The sequence below is a fragment of the Marinobacter salicampi genome, from assembly GCF_011074795.1.
GTDB lineage: Bacteria > Pseudomonadota > Gammaproteobacteria > Pseudomonadales > Oleiphilaceae > Marinobacter > Marinobacter salicampi.
On sequence record NZ_JAAMPF010000001.1, the window covers coordinates 1 to 21,263 of the forward strand.

Genomic DNA, 21,263 nt, shown 5'->3' on the forward strand with positions numbered 1-21,263 from the left:
CAGTGGTAGAGCACAACCTTGCCAAGGTTGGGGTCGCGAGTTCGAATCTCGTTTCCCGCTCCAGATTCTGGAAACCCAGCCTGTTTGGCTGGGTTTTTCCGTTAGGGCGAAGAGCAACTTTGTCCATGTGTTACCTTTCCTGCTCTGTCTTTATTTCTGCGCCTGAAGCTCATTCAGTTGAGAGGGTTATTCAGCAGATTTCTCGCGTATACTCAGTGTTTTGACGTCTTCCAGCCGTTAGGTCTGGTCCTTCGAAGCAAAAGAACCCAGTACATCATGATTCACATTCATTCCCTGTTTATATACCCGGTTAAGTCCCTGTCGGGTATCGCTGTAGAGAGTCTGGCAATTGACCACATGGGGCCGGTTTCCGATCGTCGCTGGATGATAGTGGACGACAAGGGTCAGTTTGTTACCCAGCGAACACGGCCTGAACTGGCGATGGTGGCCACAGCGCTTAACGGGAGGGGTGAAGTCTCTGTAAGCATTCCGGACTGCGGCTCTTTCGCCCTGAAACCGGGAAATTCCATCAGGGCCGTAACGGTTTGGCGGGATACAGTCCAGGCGGTGCCAGCAGAATCGGGCCCGTCGGAAGCACTGAGTGATTTTCTGGGTCAACCGGTGAGCCTGGTTTGTCACGGCCCCGATACAGTCCGCTATTGCGATCAACAGTGGGCCTTGGAAAACAGGCCCGTCGCTTTTGCGGATGGCTTTCCGTTTCTGGTGGTGAATCACGCGTCACTGGATGAGCTCAATACACGCCTTGAAAAGGCAGTAGACGTCCGTCGCTTCCGGCCAAACGTCGTTATATCCGGAGCTGAGCCATGGGCAGAAGACGACTGGACTGCGCTGACTGTCGGCAACCTTCGGCTTGATCTGGTCAAGCCGTGCTCTCGGTGCATTTTAACGACAGTGGACCCGGATTCCGGCAAAAAAGACCCGGGTCAGCAACCGCTTCGCACTCTGGGCGGCTATCGTCGCCAGCTCGACGGCGTCATTTTTGGAAAGAACGCGACTCATCAAGGTGAAGGTCCGCTTCAACTGGGCCAGACAGTGCACACGATCGAATAGGAGTAGTCTTGTAATGCCGCTTTTGACACTGGATGGACTGTCCCTGGCCTTTGGTCTGCAACCGTTGCTTGACCAGGCCAGTCTTGCCATAGAACCGGGAGAACGGGTGTGCCTTCTGGGCCGCAACGGTGAGGGCAAGTCAACGCTGCTTAAAATAGTCAGCGGTGAAGTGGGGCCGGATGCCGGTACCGTGCGACTTGAGGAAGGCGCTGTTCTCGCTGTCTTGCCGCAGAACCTGCCGGCTGATGAGACGCGCACTGCGTATGAGATTGTAGCCAGCGCCTTCCCTGAAACCGGCGAATTGCTGACCCGGTTTCATACCCTCTCCCAGCAAGCGGATGAACAAAGTCTCGATGAGATGATGAAAGTCCAGGAGCGCCTCGAAGCTCTGGACGGTTGGCGCCTGGACCAGAAAGTGACGGCTATTCTCGCCCAGTACAGGATCGATCCCGAGCGCCGGTTAAATACTCTTTCCGGTGGTTGGCAGCGGCGGGTTCTGCTTGCCCGGGCTTTGGTCTCAGACCCGGACATGTTGCTTCTGGACGAGCCCACCAACCATCTGGATGTACCAGCCATAGCCTGGCTGGAAGAAGCACTGGTTCAGTTCAGTGGCGCATTGCTCTTTGTCAGCCACGACCGTGCGTTTATTCGCAGAATGGCCACCCGCATTGTCGAGCTTGACCGTGGTCACCTCATCAGTTTTGCCAGTAACTACGATAAGTATCTGGAGCTAAAGGAAAAGGCACTGGAAGAAGAGGAGCGGCAAAATGCTCTGTTTGACAAACGTCTCAAGCAGGAAGAAGCCTGGATTAGGCAGGGAGTCAAGGCGCGAAGGACCCGTAATATGGGACGGGTGCGCGCCCTGAGGGCCATGCGGGAAGAGCGACTTCAGCGCCGGGAACGCGGTGGTACGGCGAACTTTGCGGTAGAGGATGCAGCCAGGTCGGGGCGCCTTGTAGTTGAGGCGAAAGAGGCAGGGTTCACATATCCGGACGGTAACCAGGTCATCAGGGAACTGAATCTCACCGTCATGCGTGGGGATAAAATTGGTCTGGTCGGTGAGAACGGTACTGGCAAGACCACCCTGGTCAGGCTGATGCTGGGCGATCTTACACCTACCGAAGGGACCGTACGGCTCGGAACCAACCGTGAAGTGGCCTATTTTGACCAGTTGCGGGGCGAGCTGGATTTGTCCAGAAACGCACTCGACAACCTGTCTGAAGGTCGAGAGTTTATTGATATAAACGGCCAGCAGAAGCATGTTCTGGGATACTTGCAGGAGTTTCTGTTCAGCCCTGAAAGAGCGCGCTCACCGGTCAGTGTTTTCTCGGGGGGCGAGAGAGCAAGGTTGTTGCTGGCAAAGTTGTTCAGCAAGCCTGCAAACATCCTGGTGCTTGATGAGCCTACCAATGATCTTGATGTTGAGACCCTGGAACTGCTCGAGTCCCAGTTGGTGTCATTCCAGGGCACGGTGATTGTTATCAGCCACGATCGGGAGTTTTTGGACAACGTGGTGACCGACACCCTGTTTCTGGATGGGAGCGGTGCCGTTCACAGTTACGTCGGCGGCTATACGGACTGGCGCCGCCAGGGGGGAAGTTTTCCCTCGGAACAGAAAGTAAGCAAGCAGGCGGGAAAGAAAACCAGGCCGCCCGCATCCCTGGCACCGCAAAAACAGCAAAAACCGGAGCCAGTAAAGCCAAAATCGGTAAAACTCAGTTACAAGTTAAAACTGGAGCTTGAGCAATTACCGGGCAGAATAGAAAAGCTGGAATCCCTTGTGGCAGACCAGCGAGCTGAGGTTAGCAATCCCGACTTTTACAATCGACCAGCCGGCGAAGTCACCTTGGTGCTTGATGAACTCGCGAAAAATGAAGCAACACTGGAAGCGACCATTGAGCGCTGGATGGAGCTGGAAGAGCAGGGCAATGAATGAACATCACTTATTCCTTCAAGTTTCAGGATGCGCGCACTGTTGATTTCCGTATAGCAGATACGCAACTGACTTCGGCTCCGGCAAAGCAGCCTCAATGGACGCGTCTTGAACATTGCCAATGCTCCAATTGTCCGCTGAAACGAACTGAGCATGAGTATTGCCCGGCTGCCGTGGCCATGTTACCGGTGGTTGAGGTCTTCAAAAACGAGGATGCCTACCAGCGTGTGGAGGTTACAGTCGTTGATGACCGCAGAACATATCAGAAGACTACCGCCCTGGAAGAAGCGTTACGGTCTTTGCTCGGCCTGAAAATGGCCAATAGCGGGTGCCCTATGCTGGCAGACCTGAAGCCTATGGCGGTGCACCATTTGCCATTCGCCAGCAATGATGAATTCATCATGCGCAGCGTTTCCCAATATTTGTTACAGCAATATTTCGCCAAGCGCAACGATCAGCAGCCAGACTGGGAGCTCAAAGGTCTGGTGGAGCGTAACCAACGGCTCCAGTTAGTGAATCAGGCCCTTTGGCAGCGTATCCATTCGGTTTGCCAGGGTGACAGTAATCTGAAAGCGCTACTTAACTTTTTCTCCATGGCGTCCAGTGTCAGTTTCTCTCTGGAGAGTCAGCTACGGAAGCTGGCCTCGAAAATGCGCGGTGAAACCAGCGCCTGATCAATGGATCCGGACAGCAAGGACATCACACACTGCGCCATGCAGAACACCGTTTGCTGTTGAGCCCAGGAGTAATTGGAACCCCTTCCTGCCATGGCTACCTACAATAATCAGGTCAATGCCCATTTCCTCGCTCATGCGATGAATCTCGGATTCGGGGCGGCCGACGGTCGCTATCTGGTTATTAACGGAAACATTATACTCTTCGCCGTATTTGGAAAGCTGTGCTTTGGCAGCCTTGTCGAGCTGGTCCTGGAGCTCGGTCAGATCCATTGGAATGTCACCTCCGTAAGCGTAGCCAACCGGCTCCACCACATGAACGAGAACAAGCTCGGCGTGATGGGCATCCTGTATCTGTTTGGCTTTCTGTAAAACCTGAGGTGCTTCTTCAGTAAGGTCTATGGCAACCAGTATTTTGGTGTAGGCATCCATTGGCTCTTCCCCCGATGAAAACAAGGTCTGCTGGAAAAGGCGCTTGGGCGGCACACATCTTCCAGCACTATGTAGGCTAACTGTAAGCCATTTAAGGGCGAGGTACACTGATCGGGATCAAGGTTCTGGGTTGTAGCACGGTATGCGTCGGGCCGGGCGTGCGGCCGGCCCTCCAAGACTTTACCTAGGACCCTGCTCAGGCGGTTTGAGAAAGTAGATCAATAGCGGTAGCCAGTTCACGCAAAATGCCTTTGGAGTAGCGCTCAATAATAAAAGGCACGTTGTCATCGTTAAAATTGATGTACGAGCTCCTGATAAACTGCCATTTAGTGGCAACGCCATCGATCGCTTCGTTCAGCTCTCCGGTCGCTTGAGTGTCTGTCAGCTGGGCTACCAGAACGTCGAACTGAGCTGCCTGCTCGTCCAGCGCTGCTTCAGAGTCGGAACCCTGAAAGGTCTGGGACACAGAGGAGTAGGAGCGGGCGGAGTATTTCGCCATCATCTGGGACATAAGAACAGCAGCAGATCGTGCAGCTTCTGTTCGAGGGTTGGTTTCTTCGCCCAGCGCCTCACGACCCACCGCGTAAAGTTCCGCTGACAGGGCCGCCAGATTCTGGGCCTGGTTTGCCATCTGCGAAACGAGGCGGAGATCGGGATAACCGGTATCACGAACGTCATTAATATTCTGGCGCATCAATTCCTTGAAACTTCCGAATTCAGCGGTCAGAGCAGCCACCTGCTCAGTGTCGAACACCTCGGTGCTGGCTTCGCTGACAATGTTCATTGCCGCGTTGGCTTCGTTGATTCCGGCTACGACTTCATTCAGGACGTCGGTCGCATTGGTGGCGCTGAACTGGTAATAGGCGCTGAGTGCCACGAAATTGCTTACCTGGAATTCGTGGAGGCTTGGCAGCAGGCGTGTCTGGCCTTGCTGAGCTTCAGCTGCCATCGAGGTCGTTAGCAAGGCCAGCAATACAAATAGGGTGGAACGAATCCGGGGAGGGGTTACTAGCATCGGATGTATCTCCGTTAGTTCGATTTTTTATTTTTTCGGCGTCACCTTAAATGGCGTCGCGACTCTGTCCAGGCGGCTCATGGGTATGATGTTGGACTAAAGTTTGATAATGACGGTAAAGTAACTCTTCCAGCCAATCAACAGTTTTCCGGGCCACAGACCCCATTAAATGTAAAGAATCATCAAAGCTAGACTGTAATTCTTGGGCGCTTTCTCAATATTACCCCGTAGTAAACTGATTAACTGTGTATTTGTGTTTAAATTCTCTGAATCTGACGACGGGGAACCAGGTGAGTTGTGAATTTAGAAAGAAACAAATTGACAAACGGACCGTTTTTTTTCATCGTGTGCCACTCTCGATTCAAACGACTGTATGAATTTTGGATCGAACGATCGGGCAGTGACCGAATTTTTGCTGCAATAAAGGCCTGGCTGACCTCAGTCAGGCCGGTAGCAGTTCCCAACACAGACTGGAGATCAGTTGATGATTTACGAAGGTAAAGCCATCACGGTTAAAAAGATCGAAGGCGGAATCGCTCAGCTGGACTTCGACTTGCAGGGCGAGTCAGTAAACAAGTTCAATCGCCTCACCATCGAAGAGCTAGGCGCCGCAACCGATAAACTGAAGGCCGAAAAAGGCATCAAGGGTCTGGTAGTAACCAGTTCCAAAGACAGTTTTATCGTCGGCGCTGATATCACCGAGTTTACCGAGCTCTTCGCTGGCTCAGAAGAAGACCTGGTTGCCAACAACCTCAAAGCTAATGCGGTATTCAACGCCGTTGAGGATTTGCCATTCCCCACGGTTACGGCGATCAACGGCATGGCCCTGGGCGGCGGCTTTGAGATGTGTCTCGCTACTGACTACCGTGTCATGGACCCGAAAGCCAAGGTAGGGCTGCCCGAAGTCAAGCTGGGTATTTTCCCGGGCTTCGGTGGTACGGTTCGTCTGTCCCGCCTCGTAGGCGTGGATTATGCCGTTGAGTGGATCAGTGGCGGTACTGAAAACCGTGCGGATGCTGCCCTGAAAGTGGGTGCAGTGGATGCGGTGGTTGAGGGCAGCAAGTTAATGGACGCTGCCATCAGGATCATCAACGAATGCAACGAAGGCAAGTTTGACTATCAGGCCCGTCGGGAAGAGAAGAAGGGCAAGATCAAGCTGAATGCCATGGAAAGCATGATGGCGTTCGAGATCTCCAAAGCCTTTGTTGCTGGCAAGGCAGGCAAGAATTATCCCTCGCCGGTCGAGGCCATCAAGGTTATGCAGAAGCATGCGGGCATGACCCGTGACAAGGCCATTGAAGTCGAAGCCAAGGGCTTCGCCAAGATGGCCAAGACCAACACTGCAGCCTGCCTGGTCGGTCTCTTCCTGAACGATCAGGAACTTAAGAAAAAAGCGAAGCAGTGGGAGAAGGAAGCCAACGACGTCAAACTGGCGGCGGTACTCGGTGCCGGCATCATGGGCGGCGGTGTCGCCTTCCAGTCTGCGCTGAAAGGCACCCCGATCATCATGAAGGACATCAACCAGGACGGTATCGCCCTGGGCCTTAAAGAAGCCAAGAAGCTTCTCGCCAAGCGGGTCGAAAAAGGCAAGATGAAGCCCGACCAGATGGCTGATGTCCTTAACAGTATTACGCCAACCCTTAACTACGGCGATTTCAAGAACGTGGACCTGGTGGTTGAAGCGGTTGTTGAGAATCCGAAGGTCAAGGACGCCGTACTCCGTGAAACCGAGGATGCGGTTCGTGAGGATGCCATCCTTACCTCAAACACCTCAACGATCTCGATCGATCTGCTTGCCAAGAATCTCAAGCGTCCCGAGAATTTCTGTGGCATGCACTTCTTCAATCCTGTGCACATGATGCCCCTGGTTGAAGTAATCCGGGGCGCCAAGACCAGTGACCGTGCGATCGCCACCACCGTCGCCTATGCCAAGGCCATGGGTAAGACTCCGATTGTGGTTAACGACTGCCCGGGCTTCCTGGTTAACCGGGTCCTGTTCCCCTATTTCGGCGGATTCATCGGCCTTGTTCGTGACGGAGCTGACTTCCAGCACGTTGACAAGGTGATGGAGAAGTTCGGTTGGCCCATGGGGCCTGCCTACCTGCTTGACGTTGTTGGCATGGACACCGGCAAGCACGCCGGCGAGGTGATGGCAGAAGGCTTCCCGGACCGGATGAAGCATGAAGGCACCACCGCCATTGATGTGATGTTCGATAACAAGCGCTTCGGCCAGAAGACCGAAAAGGGCTTTTACAAGTACGAGCTGGACCGTAAGGGCAAGCAGAAGAAGGTTGTGGACGAAGAAACCTACAAGCTGCTTGAACCCGTGGTCCAGGGCAAGAATGACTTCAGCGACGAAGACATCATCGCACGCATGATGTTGCCGCTTTGCCTGGAAACCGTTCGCTGCCTGGAGGACAAGATAGTAGAGGCGCCCGCTGACGCGGACATGGGCCTGATCTATGGTATCGGCTTCCCGCCGTTCCGTGGTGGGGCACTGCGCTACATCGACGATATGGGCGTTGCCGAATTCGTCGAACTGGCAGACAAGTACGCAGACCTTGGGCCGCTTTACCACCCAACTGAAGGTCTGCGTGAAATGGCCAAGACTGGCAAAAAGTTCTTTGGCTGATTCCTGAACGAGATTTCCGAACGGAGAAAGATCTATGAGCCTTAATCCGAGAGACGTTGTCGTCGTCGATTGCGTGCGGACTCCGATGGGTCGTGCCAAAAATGGTTGCTTCCGCAATGTACGTGCGGAAAACCTGTCGGCAGCGCTCATTGAAGCGCTGTTCGAGCGCAACCCGAAGCTCGACCCGAAAGAAGTTGAAGATGTTATCTGGGGCTGTGTTAATCAGACCAAGGAACAGGGCTTCAACGTTGCGCGTCAGATATCCCTGCTGACCCGTATTCCCCATGAGTCTGCAGCACAGACCGTGAATCGCCTGTGTGGGTCTTCCATGACAGCTATTCACACTGCAGCCCAGGCGATCATGACCAACAACGGCGAAGTGTTTGTTGTGGGCGGTGTCGAACACATGGGCCACGTGCCCATGACTGAGGGGTTCGATCACAACCCGGCTTCTTCCAAGTATTCGGCCAAAGCGTCCAACATGATGGGCCTGACCGCTGAAATGCTGGCGAAGATGCACGGTATTACCCGCCAGCAGCAGGATGAGTTTGGTGCGAGTTCACACCTGAAAGCTCACGCTGCCACTGTGGAAGGCCGCTTCAAGAACGAGATCGTTCCCATTGAAGGCCATGACGAAAACGGTTTCCGCGTGCTGATCGAAGCCGATGAAACTATCCGGCCTGAAACAACGGTTGAATCCCTTGGCCAGCTCAAGCCTGCGTTCGATCCCAAGAACGGTACGGTAACGGCAGGCACGTCCTCGCAGCTTACCGACGGTGCCTCTGCCATGGTACTGATGTCTGCAGAGCGCGCCCAGGCACTCGGTCTCAAGCCGATAGCCCGGATTCGCAGCATGGCCGTTGCCGGATGTGATCCCGCTATCATGGGTTACGGACCTGTTCCAGCCACCAAAAAGGCACTGAAGCGGGCCGGTCTCAAAATCGAGGATATCGACTACTGGGAGCTCAACGAAGCCTTCGCAGGCCAGTCGCTGCCGGTCCTCAAGGATCTGAAGCTGCTTAACGTGATGGACGAGAAGGTTAACCTGAATGGCGGCGCCATCGCCCTCGGACACCCTCTGGGTTGTTCTGGTGCGAGAATCTCGACCACACTGCTGAACGTCCTGCAGGCCAAAGGCGGCAAGCTTGGTGTCTCTACCATGTGTATCGGTCTGGGCCAGGGTATCGCAACCGTTTGGGAGCGTATCTGATAGCAACTCGGCGTAAGTTTGCATAGCTCAGATGGTGAACAGAAAAAGCCCGGCGTCGCCGGGCTTTTTTATGACAGAGCCCGTCAGAACAGCGCCGGGCTGGGAAATAATGGGTTGTCTTGCTCATCTTGACCCTGTAAAACAGAGCACTTATAAGTTACGGCGGCCTTTTGCTATTTTCTAGCCGTCTGATTTTTCCAGAGTTTACCGTTTGCCGGCGTCAGTGCCGTTAACCGCCAAGGATACAGATCTCCGATATGGGTAAAAGTCTCGTAATTGTCGAGTCGCCTGCCAAAGCGAAAACCATCAATAAATATCTGGGCCCGGATTTCATCGTTAAGTCCAGTGTTGGTCATATTCGTGACCTGCCGGTCAGTGGCAGCGGTTCCCAGAGCGATCCAAAGGAGCGTGCCAAGCAGGCGGCACAAACCCGTAAAATGAAGCCGGAAGAAAAGGCCGAATACAAAAAGCGCAAGTCCAGAGACCAGCTTGTTGCCCGCATGGGGGTGGATCCTGACCAAAACTGGCAGGCGCGGTATGAAATTCTGCCAGGCAAAGAGAAAGTCGTAAGCGAACTCAAGCGTCTGGCGAAATCTGCTGACCATATATACCTTGCGACGGATTTGGATAGGGAAGGGGAAGCCATTGCATGGCATCTTCAGGAAACGATTGGAGGCGATCCCGAAAAATACCGCCGTGTAGTTTTTAACGAGATTACCAAGCGTGCGATCAAGGAGGCGTTCAAGGACCCGGGAGCCTTGGACACCAACAGGGTTAATGCCCAGCAGGCGCGCCGTTTTCTTGATCGTGTGGTCGGCTATATGGTTTCGCCCCTGCTGTGGGCAAAACTTGCAAGGGGGCTGTCAGCCGGCCGGGTTCAATCAGTGGCTGTCCGACTCATTGTCGAGCGTGAGCAGGAGATTAGAGGCTTTATCCCGGAAGAGTACTGGCAGCTTCATGCGGATCTTGGCGCCAAAGCGTCCGATCAGCCTGTTCGATTCGAGGTCACCCGATACGGGGACAAAGCCTTTCGCCCGGTCAGCGAAAACGAAAGTAATGCCCACGTAGAGCGCTTGAAGGCTTCTGACTACACGGTTTCAAAGCGTGAAGACAAACCGACCCGTTCCAAGCCGGGTGCGCCTTTTATCACGTCGACGTTGCAGCAGGCGGCTTCGAATCGCATGGGCTTCAGTGTCAAGAAAACCATGATGCTGGCGCAGAGGTTATACGAAGCCGGCTACATTACTTACATGCGTACGGACTCAACCAACCTGAGTCAGGATGCCATAGCTGGCGCCCGGGAATTTATTGATAAGCAGTTCGGTAAAAAGTATCTGCCCGAGGCCCCCCGCATCTATGGAAGCAAAGAAGGGGCCCAGGAGGCTCACGAAGCCATCCGACCGACAGATGTAGGCAGCAGGCCCCAGGACATCAGCGGACTCGAGAAAGACGCTGAGAAGCTCTATGACCTTATCTGGCGTCAGTTTATTGCTTGTCAGATGGCTGACGCCGAGTTCCTGAGTACGTCTATCGTGGTGGCCGCTGGCGACTATGAACTTCGCACCCGTGGCAGAATCATCAAATTCGACGGCTTTCTGAAGGCCGCGCCGCCTTCCGCCAAGAAAGATGACGATGTTGCCCTGCCGGACATCAAGCTCAACGAAAAACTTTCGCTCGAAAAGCTGGACCCGACTCAGCACTTTACCAAGCCGTCCCCTCGCTATACCGAAGCAAGTCTGGTGAAAGAACTTGAGAAACAGGGTATTGGTCGGCCCTCCACCTATGCCTCAATCATCTCGACAATACAGGATCGAGGGTACGTAAGGCTGCAGAATCGTCGTTTCTATTCCGAAAAAATGGGCGACATTGTCACCGAACGTCTATCGGAATCCTTCTCCAACCTGATGGACTATGACTTTACCGCCAAACTCGAGGAAGAGCTGGATGAGATCGCCACCGGTGGCGTTGAGTGGAAGCGAGTGCTGAACGGTTTTTATGAACGCTTCAGTCAGCAGCTGGAGAAAGCCAGCAGAACCGATGAGGAGGGGATGCGCGGCAACACCCCGACCGAGACCGACATTCCCTGTCCGACTTGCAGCCGGCCAATGCAGATTCGCGTTGCAAGCACCGGCGTGTTTCTGGGCTGCTCGGGCTATGCACTGCCACCCAAAGAGCGCTGCAAGACAACCATCAACCTGGTATCCGGCGATGAGGTGGTCAGTGCTGAGGATGACGTGGAAGGTGAGGGCGAGAGCCGCCTGCTGAGAAAGAAGCGGCGCTGTCCGAAATGTTCAACGGCCATGGACAGTTATCTGGTTGATGAAACCCGGAAATTGCATGTGTGCGGCAACAATCCGGACTGTCCAGGATACGAGGTCGAAAAAGGCACGTTCAGGATCAAGGGCTACGACGGGCCAACGTTGGAGTGCGACAAGTGTGGCTCTGAAATGCAGCTCAAGACTGGCCGATTCGGCAAGTATTTTGGCTGTACCAATCCTGACTGTAAAAACACCCGAAAATTGCTCAAAAGCGGTGAGCCGGCGCCTCCTAAAATGGACCCGGTGCCTATGCCTGAGCTCAAGTGTGAAAAGGTGGACGATATCTACGTTCTGCGCGACGGCGCTTCGGGTCTCTTTCTGGCAGCCAGCAAGTTTCCGAAGAACCGTGAAACCCGGGCGCCTCTGGTTAAAGAGCTGAAGCCGCATAAGGACGAGATTGATCCCAAGTACAACTTCCTGATGAAGGCCCCTGAAAAGGATCCGGAAGGCAATCTGACCGTTGTTCGCTACAGCCGTAAAACCAAAGAGCAGTATGTGATGTCAGAAAAGGACGGCAAGGCCACGGGTTGGTCAGCCTGGTATGTAAACGGCAAATGGCAGCCTAAGGAAAAGTAGGTGCGGGTTCGTGCAGTCTAATTGCCTGAGCCTGCCTCTCTCCATTTCGACGTAGAGGCAGGCGGGTTAGTCCGTCAGTTTGAGCGGGACCTGCGCAGGCGCTCCAACAGCGATGATGTGTCCCAGCGACCGCCGCCCATAGCCTGTACGTCGCCGTAGAACTGGTCGACCAGGGCGGCTACCGGCAAGCTTGCGCCGGACTTTCTGGCTTCGTCCAGACAGATGTCCAGGTCCTTGCGCATCCAGTTAACAGCGAAGCCGTGGTTGTATTCCCCCGCGATCATGGTTGTGCCACGGTTTTCCATCTGCCATGACTGGGCCGCACCTTTCGATATCACATCAAGAACCTCGGCAACGTCGAGGCCCGACTGCTCGGCGAAATGAACAGCCTCGGACAAGCCCTGTAACAATCCTGCGATTGCAATCTGGTTGGCCATTTTTGTGCGCTGACCGGAGCCGCTCGGCCCCATCAGGCTGACCGCCCTGGCAAAACACTCCATCAGAGGCCTTGCCTTGTCGAACGCTGCCTGCACACCGCCACACATGATAGTGAGCTTGCCGTTTTCTGCCCCCTGCTGGCCACCGGAGACGGGTGCGTCAATAAAGGCCTGGCCTACTTCGAGGGCCCGGTGAGCCAGTTCCTCGGCTACAGAGGCCGACGCGGTCGTATGATCGATCAGGGTCGCACCACTGGGGGCGTTGGCAATGATTCCTTCGGGCCCATGGTAGATCTCACGCAGGTCCGGATCGGCACCTACACAGGTCAGGACAAACTCTGCATTACTTACCGCGTCGGCAATGCTGGCTGCAGCTTCGCCGTCATGGCTGTCGGCCCAGGCTACGGCTTTGTCGGCGGTGCGATTGAAAACTTTTACTTTGTACCCTGCCGCTGCCAGGTGACCTGCCATCGGGTAGCCCATGACGCCAAGGCCAATAAATGCCACAGATTGACTCATATCCATACTCCTCCGTTAGCGGGCTATCATTGCAGACTGAACCGCAACAAAAAAGGCCGCTGAGTGCAGCGGCCTTCCTGAATCAGTTCTAAGCTCGTATCAGCGCTTGGGCAAGTCCCGAGCGGTTGACCCGGTATAGAGCTGCCGCGGGCGACCAATACGGTAATCTCCGCTTACCATCTCATTCCAGTGGGAGAACCAGCCAATGGTCCTGGAGAGGGCGAAGATAACCGTAAACATGGAGGTTGGGATACCCATGGCCTTGAGAATGATCCCGGAGTAGAAATCAACGTTGGGGTAGAGCTTACGCTCAACAAAGTAGTCATCTTCCAGGGCAATCTGTTCAAGGCGCTGGGCAATACGCAGGAGCGGATCATTTTCCAGTCCCAGCTCGCCGAGCACCTCATGACAGGTCTTGCGCATGACTTTGGCACGTGGGTCAAAGTTCTTGTAGACCCGATGCCCAAAGCCCATGAGGCGGAAGGGGTCGTCTTTGTCCTTGGCCTTGGCGACAAACTTTTCAATGTTTGCCTCATCGCCGATTTCAGCCAGCATGTCGAGCACAGCCTCGTTGGCTCCGCCGTGTGCCGGGCCCCACAGTGCGGCGATACCTGATGCAATGCAGGCAAACGGATTGGCGCCGGTAGAGCCGGCCAGACGAACCGTAGAGGTCGACGCATTCTGTTCGTGATCAGCGTGCAGTATAAAGATGCGGTCCATGGCTTTGGCAAGCACGGGATTGGGCTTGTAGTCGTCGCAGGGCGTACCGAACATCATGTACAGGAAGTTTTCGGCGTAGGATAGGTCATTGCGCGGGTACATGAATGGCTGGCCGTTGGCGTACTTATAGCACCAAGCCGCTATCGTAGGCATCTTGGCGACCAGCCGATGAGCGGTGATTTCGCGCTGCTGGACGTTAGTGACGTCCATTTGATCGTGGTAGAAAGCTGATAGCGCACCGACGACGCCGCACATGATTGCCATCGGGTGAGCGTCACGGCGGAAGCCATGGAAGAAATTCCGCATCTGGTCGTGAATCATGGTGTGATTCTTCACCGTGTCACGGAAGAGCTGGTTTTCCTCTGCTGTGGGAAGCTCGCCGTGCAGAAGCAGGTAGCAGACTTCCAGATAGTCAGAATGTTCTGCCAACTGCTCGATCGGGTAGCCTCTGTGTAAAAGAACACCGTTGGCGCCGTCAATATAGGTAATCTTTGACTCGCAGGCTGCGGTAGAGACAAAACCGGGATCGTAGGTAAAAATTCCCTGTTGTACCAGCGCTCGGACATCAATAACATCCGGCCCGGTGGTGCCTGAATAAACCGGCAGCTCGATTGATTTGTCACCCACCGAAAGCGTGGCTTTCTTGTCGGTCATGGTGCTCTCCTATGTGTCAGCATTTTACGGCGCTCGGAAGGCCCGTATTATTGCACAAGTTACGCGCGCTTCGTTACTGTCGACCTAGCTGGATATTGCAACGTTGGCAACGCCGTTTTTGTATATAACCAGGACATTCAATGAGATAGCGTAATTTTCCGGCGTCCGGAATGGCCTGGCGGAATCGTTTGCGGGGTCCTGATTCTTTCCAAAGCTGGCGGCAAAATATAGGGAGTTGGCTTTTTTTGTCAATGGAGGATGGCAATAAAGCTCATTTTTCATGCCCCGATGCCTCTCCGTACAGTGATAGACCTTCGCCCAATTGACCTGGGATAGAGCCCTTTAATCAGGGTGATAGCACTCTACAACCGCTGATATACCACGTTTTTCGCGGATTGCAGGTTTGTAATTGAGGGGGCACTCCTTATAATCCCTAGCCCGGAATCGGGAACATTTCTAGCCTCACCGCCTGAAATGACGTCACCGCTGGCGTTTCCCTCCTGAAGTAGATCTGGCTGTAGATGTACAGGTGTGCCTGAAACGGTACCATGCACTCTTGGTCAAGAATTGCTCTGAAGTCGAACTGGTCTGTATCCGCATCAATAGCGACGGGTACTTGAACCTGGCCTCCAAAATCGGGCCGTACATACCAACCCATTCCACGACGACACCGTCGCCTGTGGAACCAAAAAAGAGAGTGTGAGAGCGCTGTGAATAGCAAACGACCAGTAAATCTCGATCTCGGCAAGTTTCATTTTCCGTTGCCTGCCATTACCTCCATCATCCACCGCGTCAGTGGTGTCATCATCTTTTTTGGTGTCGCTTTCCTGCTCTATGGGCTGGACCTCTCCCTGTCGGGGGAGCAGGGCTTCAACCGGGTCAGCGAACTGATGGACAGCTTCCTGGCGAAGTTTATCGTCTGGGGCATCCTGGCTGGCCTCCTGTATCACCTGGTTGCCGGTATTCGGCACCTGCTCATGGATATGGGGATCGGTGAAACCCTTGAAGGCGGTCGCCTTGGGGCCAAGCTGACCATTGGCATTTCAATCGTTCTCATCGTTCTGCTAGGAGTCTGGATATGGTAAGCAGCGTCACGAATCTGGGTCGTAGCGGCGTTTATGACTGGATGGTCCAGCGGGTATCGGCGTACGTATTAGCGTTGTATACCATTTTTCTTTTCGGCTTCATGGTCATGACGGACGTAACCTACGATTCATGGAGCGCTTTGTTCAGTCAGACCTGGTTCAGGATTTTTAGCCTGATGGCACTCCTGTCGCTGGGAGCCCATGCATGGGTCGGGCTATGGACCATTACTACGGATTATGTCAAAGCGGCAGGTCCGCGTTTTCTGATCCAGGCGCTTTGTGGGGCGATTATGTTCGTCTACGTCGTCTGGGGCGTTCAGATTCTCTGGGGGAACTAATACATGGCTAACATGAAGACCATTACTTACGACGCGATTGTTATCGGCGGCGGCGGTGCAGGCATGCGGGCAGCGCTGCAGCTTACCGAGACTGGCGTCAAGACAGCCTGTATCACCAAGGTATTCCCGACCCGCTCACACACCGTATCGGCCCAGGGCGGCATAACCTGCGCTATTGCAAGTGCTGACCCGAACGATGACTGGCGCTGGCACATGTATGACACCGTCAAGGGGTCAGATTACATAGGCGACCAGGACGCCATTGAGTATATGTGCTCGGTAGGGCCTCAGGCAGTCTTTGAGCTTGAGCATATGGGCCTGCCTTTTTCCCGTACTGAACAGGGTCGTATCTATCAGCGCCCGTTTGGCGGCCAGTCGAAGGATTTCGGCAAAGGTGGCCAGGCGGCGCGGACCTGCGCCGCGGCAGACCGGACCGGCCATGCCCTTCTTCATACGCTATACCAGGCGAATCTTAAGGGTGGCACTACCTTCCTCAATGAATGGTATGCCGTGGATCTGGTAAAGAATGGCGAGAACCAGGTGGTCGGTGTTATCGCGATCGAAATCGAAACGGGCGAAGTGGCCTATATCAAGGCCAAGGCCACCGTGCTGGCTACCGGCGGCGCTGGCCGTATCTATGCTTCGACGACCAATGCACTGATCAACACCGGCGACGGTATCGGCATGGCTCTGCGTGCCGGCTTCCCGGTTCAGGACATGGAAATGTGGCAGTTCCACCCGACCGGTATATACGGTGCCGGCACACTCGTAACCGAGGGATGCCGGGGTGAGGGTGGTTACCTGATCAACTCCGAGGGCGAGCGCTTCATGGAGCGTTATGCTCCAAACGCCAAAGACCTTGCAGGCCGCGACGTGGTCGCTCGCTCAATGGTGATCGAGATCCTTGAAGGCCGCGGTTGTGGCCCGGACAAGGATCACGTGCTTCTCAAACTGGATCACCTGGGCGAAGAAACCCTGAATCTGCGTTTGCCGGGCATCTGCGAGCTGTCGAAAACCTTTGCTCACGTCGACCCTGTTAAAGAGCCGGTACCTGTGGTTCCTACCTGTCACTACATGATGGGGGGCATCCCGACGACAGTGGGTGGCCAGGCCCTGACCCAGGACCAAGACGGCAAAGACCAGGTCATAGAAGGGCTGTTCGCCTGTGGTGAGGCTGCCTGTGTTTCCGTGCATGGCGCTAATCGCCTGGGCGGTAATTCCTTGCTGGATCTGGTTGTATTTGGCAGGGCAGCCGGTATTCATATTCAGGAGCGTCTGCGCAGCGGATTTGAAACGACCGATGCGACTGAAGCCGACATAGAGCGTGCCCTTGCACGTCTTAGCCGGCTGGATAACGCCTCCGAAGGCGAGAGCGTTGCCGAAGTTCGCAAGGAGCTGCAGAACTGTATGCAGCTCTACTTTGGCGTTTTCCGGGACGGAGACAGCATGGCTGAGGGTCTTAAAAAGCTGGAAGCCATTGGCGAGCGTGTCCGCAACGTCAAGCTGGCGGATACCAGTAAAGCCTTCAATACCGCCCGGATTGAAGCCCTGGAACTGGACAACCTGTTCGAAGTGGCGTTTGCCACCGCGTACTCAGCAATGGAGCGCCGCGAAAGCCGTGGTGCTCACGCCCGAAATGACTTTACCGAACGTGATGATGAAAACTGGCTGAAGCACTCAGTGTACTTTCCTCTCGAGAAGCGCCTGGGTAAAAGGGACGTCAACTTTGCCCCGAAGACAGTTGATACCATGCAGCCCATGATCCGGACCTATTAAGGGGGACGCAAAGATGTTGGTTAGCGTATACCGTTATAACCCTGAGACAGACAACGCGCCTTACATGCAGGATATCGACCTTGAAATCCCTGCGGGTAAGGACCTTATGGTGCTTGACGTCCTGGCCCTGCTGAAAGAAAAGGACCCGTCCCTGGCTTACCGCCGCTCCTGCCGCGAAGGCGTTTGTGGCTCTGATGGCCTGAACATGAATGGCAAGAATGGCCTCGGCTGTGTTACGTCCCTGTCCGAGGTGGTAAAGAAGGACAAGCTGGTCATTCGACCGCTACCGGGTCTTCCGGTTATCCGGGACCTGGTGGTCGATATGACCATTTTCTACCGGCAGTATGAGAAAGTTTCTCCGTTCCTGCTGAATGATACTGCGCCGCCGGCCATCGAGCGCCTCCAGAGTCCGGAAGACCGCGAAAAGCTGGATGGACTCTATGAGTGTATATTGTGCGCCTGCTGCTCAACATCATGCCCATCATTCTGGTGGAACCCGGAAAAGTTTATCGGTCCGGCCGGTCTGCTTCAGGCTTACCGTTTCCTGGCAGATAGCAGGGATACCGCAAAGGAGGAGCGTCTGGCAAAGCTTGACGATCCGTTCAGTGTATTCCGCTGCCGGGGCATCATGAACTGCGTAAGCGTGTGTCCGAAGGGGTTAAATCCCACCAGGGCTATTGGCCATATTCGTAATCTGCTTCTGCAGCGAGCTACCTGAGCCAGGCCGGTTTAGTAGCCGCTATAGTGTTGGACAGCGCCAGGCTCTCCCCTGAAGGTCGCAACGATGCGAGCCTTACACCAATGGCTTATAGTCATTGGTAGGGGCGAAGAGCAAACTACGGAAGCCGTGACCAAGGCCCACAAAGCCTGGCCGCGGCTTTGCTGAGTATAAAAACCACTGGGGAACGGAAAACATCCGTATTAGCTGTGGTGGCTGCAGTCGATCCCGTAATATCCCGTATTGACTGCGTAATATCACTGGCCGACCATAGCTAGCTCCCGCACCAGCCCAAGGTGAGCTAGTCAAGATGCATGAAAGCGTAATGGAGCAGTTATGGCAGACATCCCACCTCCAAGGGGGGAATCTTGCCTATGTCGAGCAGCTTTTCGAAACCTACCTGACTGATCCCAATGCGATCCCGGAAGAATGGCGGAATTACTTTGATCGTCTGCCCAGCGTAGACGGTCGCCAGGGCAGGGATGTCGCTCACTCCTCGATCCGTGAACAGTTTGAGCATATCTCCCGTAACCAGCGTTTTGCTGCCGGCGGCGTACCTGCAGGAGTGACCTCCGACGCGGACAAAAAGCAGATTCGGGTTCTCCAGCTTATCAATGCCTTTCGCTTCCGCGGTCATCAGGAGGCCAAGCTTGATCCACTTGGTGTGCTCGTGCGACCCCCGGTAGAAGACCTGGAGCTCGCTTTCCACGAATTGTCTGACGCCGACCGGGACCTCGAATTCCAGACTGGCTCACTGAGCTTTGGCGCAGAAACCATGCGTCTTGGCGATATATACGATGGCTTAAGGCAGACCTATTGCAGCAGCATTGGTGCTGAGTACATGCACGTGGTGGATACCAGGATCAAACGCTGGTTCCAGCACAGAATGGAACCAGTCCGGTCACGTCCTGACTTTGAGCCCAAGACCCGCAAGCACCTGCTTGAGCGGCTTACCGCTGCGGAAGGGCTTGAGAAATACCTGGGCTCCCGTTACCCCGGCGTTAAGCGTTTTGGCCTTGAAGGGGGTGAGACACTGATTCCCTGTCTGGATGAGTTGATCCAGCGTGCGGGAAGTTACGGTGCCAAAGAGATTGTCCTGGGAATGGCCCATAGGGGTCGCCTTAACGTTCTGGTCAATACACTGGGCAAAAACCCGAAAGAGCTTTTCGACGAGTTTGAAGGCAAGAAACTCGCTGACTCAGGCTCCGGTGACGTCAAGTACCACCAGGGTTTCTCGTCGAATGTCATGACCGATGGCGGCGAAATGCACCTCGCGCTGGCGTTCAACCCATCACACCTCGAGATTGTGTCTCCGGTGGTGGTGGGTTCGGTACGCGCCCGCCAGACCCGTCGCCAGGATCCGGACGGCAGCAAGGTTGTTCCCATTATCATGCATGGCGATGCTGCATTCGCGGGGCAGGGCGTGGTTATGGAAACCTTCCAGATGTCCCAGACGCGCGCTTACGGTGTCGGCGGTACCATCCATATTGTGATTAACAACCAGGTCGGCTTCACCACCAGCCGCCAAGAAGATGCCCGTTCTACTGAATACTGCACTGATGTCGCCAAGATGGTACAGGCACCGATCCTGCACGTTAATGCGGACGACCCGGAAGCCGTGCTTTTCGTCACTCAGATGGCCATGGATTACCGGCACGAGTTCAAGCGTGATGTAGTTATTGACCTGGTCTGTTACCGTCGCCGAGGTCATAACGAGGCCGATGAGCCCTCCTCAACCCAGCCAGTTATGTACGAAAAGATCAGGCGCCTGAAGACCACGCGCGAGCTGTATGCGGACCAACTGATCAATGCCGGTATCTACACGGCGGAAGAAACCAAGAAGATGGAACTGGACTATCGGGATGAGCTCGACAAAGGCGATCACGTAGTCAAGTCGCTGGTCAAACAGCCCAACAAGGAACTGTTTGTCGACTGGCAGCCATACCTGGGCCACGAATGGACAGCAAAGTGCAAAACCAGCGTCGGCCTGAAGACGCTCCAGCGTCTCGGCAAGAAGATGGGGCAGGTTCCTGAAGGCTTCACCATCCAGCGCCAGGTTTCCAAGATTGTAGACGACCGCAACAAGATGAATGCCGGCGCATTGCCCATCAACTGGGGCTTCGGGGAAGTGATGGCCTACGCCAGCCTGCTTAACGAAGGCCATCCGATACGTATTACCGGTCAGGACGTCGGTCGCGGAACCTTCTCTCACCGCCATGCGGTACTCCATAACCAGAAGAACGGCGACACTTATGTGCCTCTTCAGCAGCTTTCCGAAAAGCAGCCGATGTTCGAGATCTACGACTCGCTTCTATCGGAAGAGGCAGTCATGGCCTTTGAGTACGGCTACGCAACGACCGCACCGGATACACTAATTATCTGGGAAGCGCAGTTTGGTGACTTTTCCAACGGCGCCCAGGTGGTTATTGACCAGTTCCTCACCAGTGGTGAGCATAAGTGGGGCCGGTTATGTGGTCTTACACTTTTGCTTCCCCATGGTTATGAAGGCCAGGGTCCGGAGCACAGCTCGGCTCGACTGGAGCGCTTTCTGCAATTGAGCGCGGAACATAACATCCAGGTATGCGTGCCCACGACGCCGTCTCAGATTTTCCATATGCTCAGGCGTCAGGTGAAACGTCCGCTCCGTAAGCCTCTGGTGGCCATAACGCCAAAGAGCCTGCTGCGTCACAAGGAAGCTACCTCGGGTCTCGACGACCTAACTGAAGGCACCTTCCAGACTGTTCTGCCCGAGAAGGAACCCTCAGATCCCAAGAAGATTCAGCGCCTGATCATGTGTAGCGGAAAAGTCTATTTTGATCTGCTTGAGAAGAAAAAGGCGGACGGCCGGGACGACGTGGCGATTTTGCGTATCGAACAGTTGTACCCGTTTCCCAACGATGACCTGGACGAGATTCTCAATCAGTATGTGAAGCTTCAGCATGTTGTCTGGTGTCAGGAAGAGCCAATGAATCAGGGTGCCTGGTACTGTAGTCAGCATCATATGCGAAATGCCCTTCAGCGCCTGAATCCCAAGCTCTACCTGCAGTATGCCGGTCGCGATGCCTCAGCAGCACCTGCTGCAGGGCATCTGTCGGTGCATATTGAAGAGCAGAAAAAACTGGTTAACGACGCGTTTGAAATCTGACGAGCTACCG

The 21,263-nt window shown here is 54.7% G+C and carries 15 protein-coding genes; 11 read left to right on the forward strand and 4 right to left on the reverse strand.

Features of this window, described 5'->3' with window-relative positions; translation table 11 throughout:
- Positions 1–276 precede the first annotated feature (276 nt).
- The 3 genes from G7W63_RS00005 to G7W63_RS00015 are packed head-to-tail and all read left to right on the forward strand — an operon-like array spanning position 277 to position 3,678.
- Positions 277–1,071: an MOSC domain-containing protein gene (locus G7W63_RS00005; RefSeq protein WP_242634256.1), complete on the forward strand. Its 795-nt coding sequence runs from the start codon at positions 277–279 to the stop codon at positions 1,069–1,071.
- Between the two features lie 13 nt (positions 1,072–1,084).
- Positions 1,085–3,007 carry an ATP-binding cassette domain-containing protein gene (locus G7W63_RS00010; RefSeq protein WP_166251204.1) on the forward strand — a complete coding sequence of 641 codons (1,923 nt, stop codon included), beginning with the start codon at positions 1,085–1,087 and terminating at the stop codon, positions 3,005–3,007.
- Positions 3,004–3,678, forward strand: coding sequence for a DUF6901 family protein (locus G7W63_RS00015; protein WP_166251207.1), 675 nt, complete (start codon positions 3,004–3,006; stop codon positions 3,676–3,678). Before G7W63_RS00010 ends, G7W63_RS00015 begins: the two co-directional genes overlap by 4 nt.
- Here G7W63_RS00015 and G7W63_RS00020 read toward each other — a convergent pair whose 3' ends face one another.
- Positions 3,679–4,110 carry a universal stress protein gene (locus G7W63_RS00020; protein ID WP_166251210.1) on the reverse strand — a complete coding sequence of 144 codons (432 nt, stop codon included), beginning with the start codon at positions 4,108–4,110 and terminating at the stop codon, positions 3,679–3,681. It lies immediately after the preceding gene.
- 196 nt (positions 4,111–4,306) lie between these two features.
- Positions 4,307–5,125 (reverse strand): hypothetical protein, encoded by an 819-nt coding sequence (locus G7W63_RS00025; RefSeq protein ID WP_166251213.1) that lies wholly within the window; start codon positions 5,123–5,125, stop codon positions 4,307–4,309.
- A 484-nt stretch (positions 5,126–5,609) separates the two neighbouring features.
- Here G7W63_RS00025 and fadB point away from each other — a divergent pair, with 484 nt between their 5' ends.
- From fadB to topA, 3 genes are all read left to right on the forward strand, one after another.
- Positions 5,610–7,757 (forward strand): fatty acid oxidation complex subunit alpha FadB, encoded by a 2,148-nt coding sequence (fadB, locus tag G7W63_RS00030; protein WP_166251216.1) that lies wholly within the window; start codon positions 5,610–5,612, stop codon positions 7,755–7,757.
- Positions 7,758–7,791: 34 nt separating this feature from the next.
- The gene (gene fadA / locus G7W63_RS00035; protein ID WP_166251219.1) at positions 7,792–8,967 is read left to right on the forward strand and encodes an acetyl-CoA C-acyltransferase FadA; all 1,176 of its coding nucleotides are present in this window, start codon (positions 7,792–7,794) and stop codon (positions 8,965–8,967) included.
- A gap of 257 nt (positions 8,968–9,224) precedes the next feature.
- The gene (gene topA, locus G7W63_RS00040; RefSeq protein WP_166251222.1) at positions 9,225–11,861 is read left to right on the forward strand and encodes a type I DNA topoisomerase; all 2,637 of its coding nucleotides are present in this window, start codon (positions 9,225–9,227) and stop codon (positions 11,859–11,861) included.
- 74 nt (positions 11,862–11,935) lie between these two features.
- On the opposite strand, the gene G7W63_RS00045 is transcribed toward topA, so the two are convergent.
- Both G7W63_RS00045 and gltA read right to left on the reverse strand, forming a co-directional pair.
- On the reverse strand, positions 11,936–12,817 hold the full coding sequence (locus G7W63_RS00045; RefSeq protein ID WP_166251225.1) for an NAD(P)-dependent oxidoreductase: 882 nt from the start codon (positions 12,815–12,817) through the stop codon (positions 11,936–11,938).
- Between the two features lie 99 nt (positions 12,818–12,916).
- Positions 12,917–14,191, reverse strand: coding sequence for a citrate synthase (gene gltA / locus G7W63_RS00050; RefSeq protein ID WP_166251228.1), 1,275 nt, complete (start codon positions 14,189–14,191; stop codon positions 12,917–12,919).
- A 710-nt stretch (positions 14,192–14,901) separates the two neighbouring features.
- On the opposite strand from gltA, the gene sdhC reads away from it, so the two are divergent.
- The 5 genes from sdhC (at position 14,902) to G7W63_RS00075 (ending at position 21,253) form a co-directional block, all read left to right on the forward strand.
- Complete coding sequence (gene sdhC, locus G7W63_RS00055) at positions 14,902–15,276, forward strand: succinate dehydrogenase, cytochrome b556 subunit (protein ID WP_166251231.1); 375 nt, start codon at positions 14,902–14,904, stop codon at positions 15,274–15,276.
- On the forward strand, positions 15,270–15,614 hold the full coding sequence (gene sdhD / locus G7W63_RS00060) for a succinate dehydrogenase, hydrophobic membrane anchor protein (RefSeq protein WP_166251234.1): 345 nt from the start codon (positions 15,270–15,272) through the stop codon (positions 15,612–15,614). Before sdhC ends, sdhD begins: the two co-directional genes overlap by 7 nt.
- A 3-nt stretch (positions 15,615–15,617) precedes the next feature.
- Complete coding sequence (sdhA, locus tag G7W63_RS00065; protein ID WP_166251237.1) at positions 15,618–17,390, forward strand: succinate dehydrogenase flavoprotein subunit; 1,773 nt, start codon at positions 15,618–15,620, stop codon at positions 17,388–17,390.
- Between the two features lie 13 nt (positions 17,391–17,403).
- A complete protein-coding gene (locus tag G7W63_RS00070) occupies positions 17,404–18,108 on the forward strand; it encodes a succinate dehydrogenase iron-sulfur subunit (protein ID WP_166251240.1) in 705 nt (234 codons plus the stop codon).
- 310 nt (positions 18,109–18,418) lie between these two features.
- Positions 18,419–21,253 (forward strand): 2-oxoglutarate dehydrogenase E1 component, encoded by a 2,835-nt coding sequence (locus G7W63_RS00075; RefSeq protein ID WP_166251243.1) that lies wholly within the window; start codon positions 18,419–18,421, stop codon positions 21,251–21,253.
- Positions 21,254–21,263 lie beyond the last annotated feature (10 nt).

Bases quoted from the DNA above. Each gene is read 5' to 3' on its own strand.
- gltA (WP_166251228.1), bottom strand. From the start codon at position 14,191: ATGACCGACAAGAAAGCCACGCTTTCGGTGGGTGACAAATCAATCGAG.
- G7W63_RS00045 (WP_166251225.1), bottom strand. From the start codon at position 12,817: ATGAGTCAATCTGTGGCATTTATTGGCCTTGGCGTCATGGGCTACCCG.
- G7W63_RS00020 (WP_166251210.1), bottom strand. From the start codon at position 4,110: ATGGATGCCTACACCAAAATACTGGTTGCCATAGACCTTACTGAAGAA.
- G7W63_RS00025 (WP_166251213.1), bottom strand. From the start codon at position 5,125: ATGCTAGTAACCCCTCCCCGGATTCGTTCCACCCTATTTGTATTGCTG.
- topA (WP_166251222.1), top strand. From the start codon at position 9,225: ATGGGTAAAAGTCTCGTAATTGTCGAGTCGCCTGCCAAAGCGAAAACC.
- sdhA (WP_166251237.1), top strand. From the start codon at position 15,618: ATGGCTAACATGAAGACCATTACTTACGACGCGATTGTTATCGGCGGC.
- G7W63_RS00015 (WP_166251207.1), top strand. From the start codon at position 3,004: ATGAACATCACTTATTCCTTCAAGTTTCAGGATGCGCGCACTGTTGAT.
- fadA (WP_166251219.1), top strand. From the start codon at position 7,792: ATGAGCCTTAATCCGAGAGACGTTGTCGTCGTCGATTGCGTGCGGACT.
- G7W63_RS00075 (WP_166251243.1), top strand. From the start codon at position 18,419: ATGCATGAAAGCGTAATGGAGCAGTTATGGCAGACATCCCACCTCCAA.
- G7W63_RS00005 (WP_242634256.1), top strand. From the start codon at position 277: ATGATTCACATTCATTCCCTGTTTATATACCCGGTTAAGTCCCTGTCG.
- sdhD (WP_166251234.1), top strand. From the start codon at position 15,270: ATGGTAAGCAGCGTCACGAATCTGGGTCGTAGCGGCGTTTATGACTGG.
- G7W63_RS00070 (WP_166251240.1), top strand. From the start codon at position 17,404: ATGTTGGTTAGCGTATACCGTTATAACCCTGAGACAGACAACGCGCCT.
- fadB (WP_166251216.1), top strand. From the start codon at position 5,610: ATGATTTACGAAGGTAAAGCCATCACGGTTAAAAAGATCGAAGGCGGA.
- G7W63_RS00010 (WP_166251204.1), top strand. From the start codon at position 1,085: ATGCCGCTTTTGACACTGGATGGACTGTCCCTGGCCTTTGGTCTGCAA.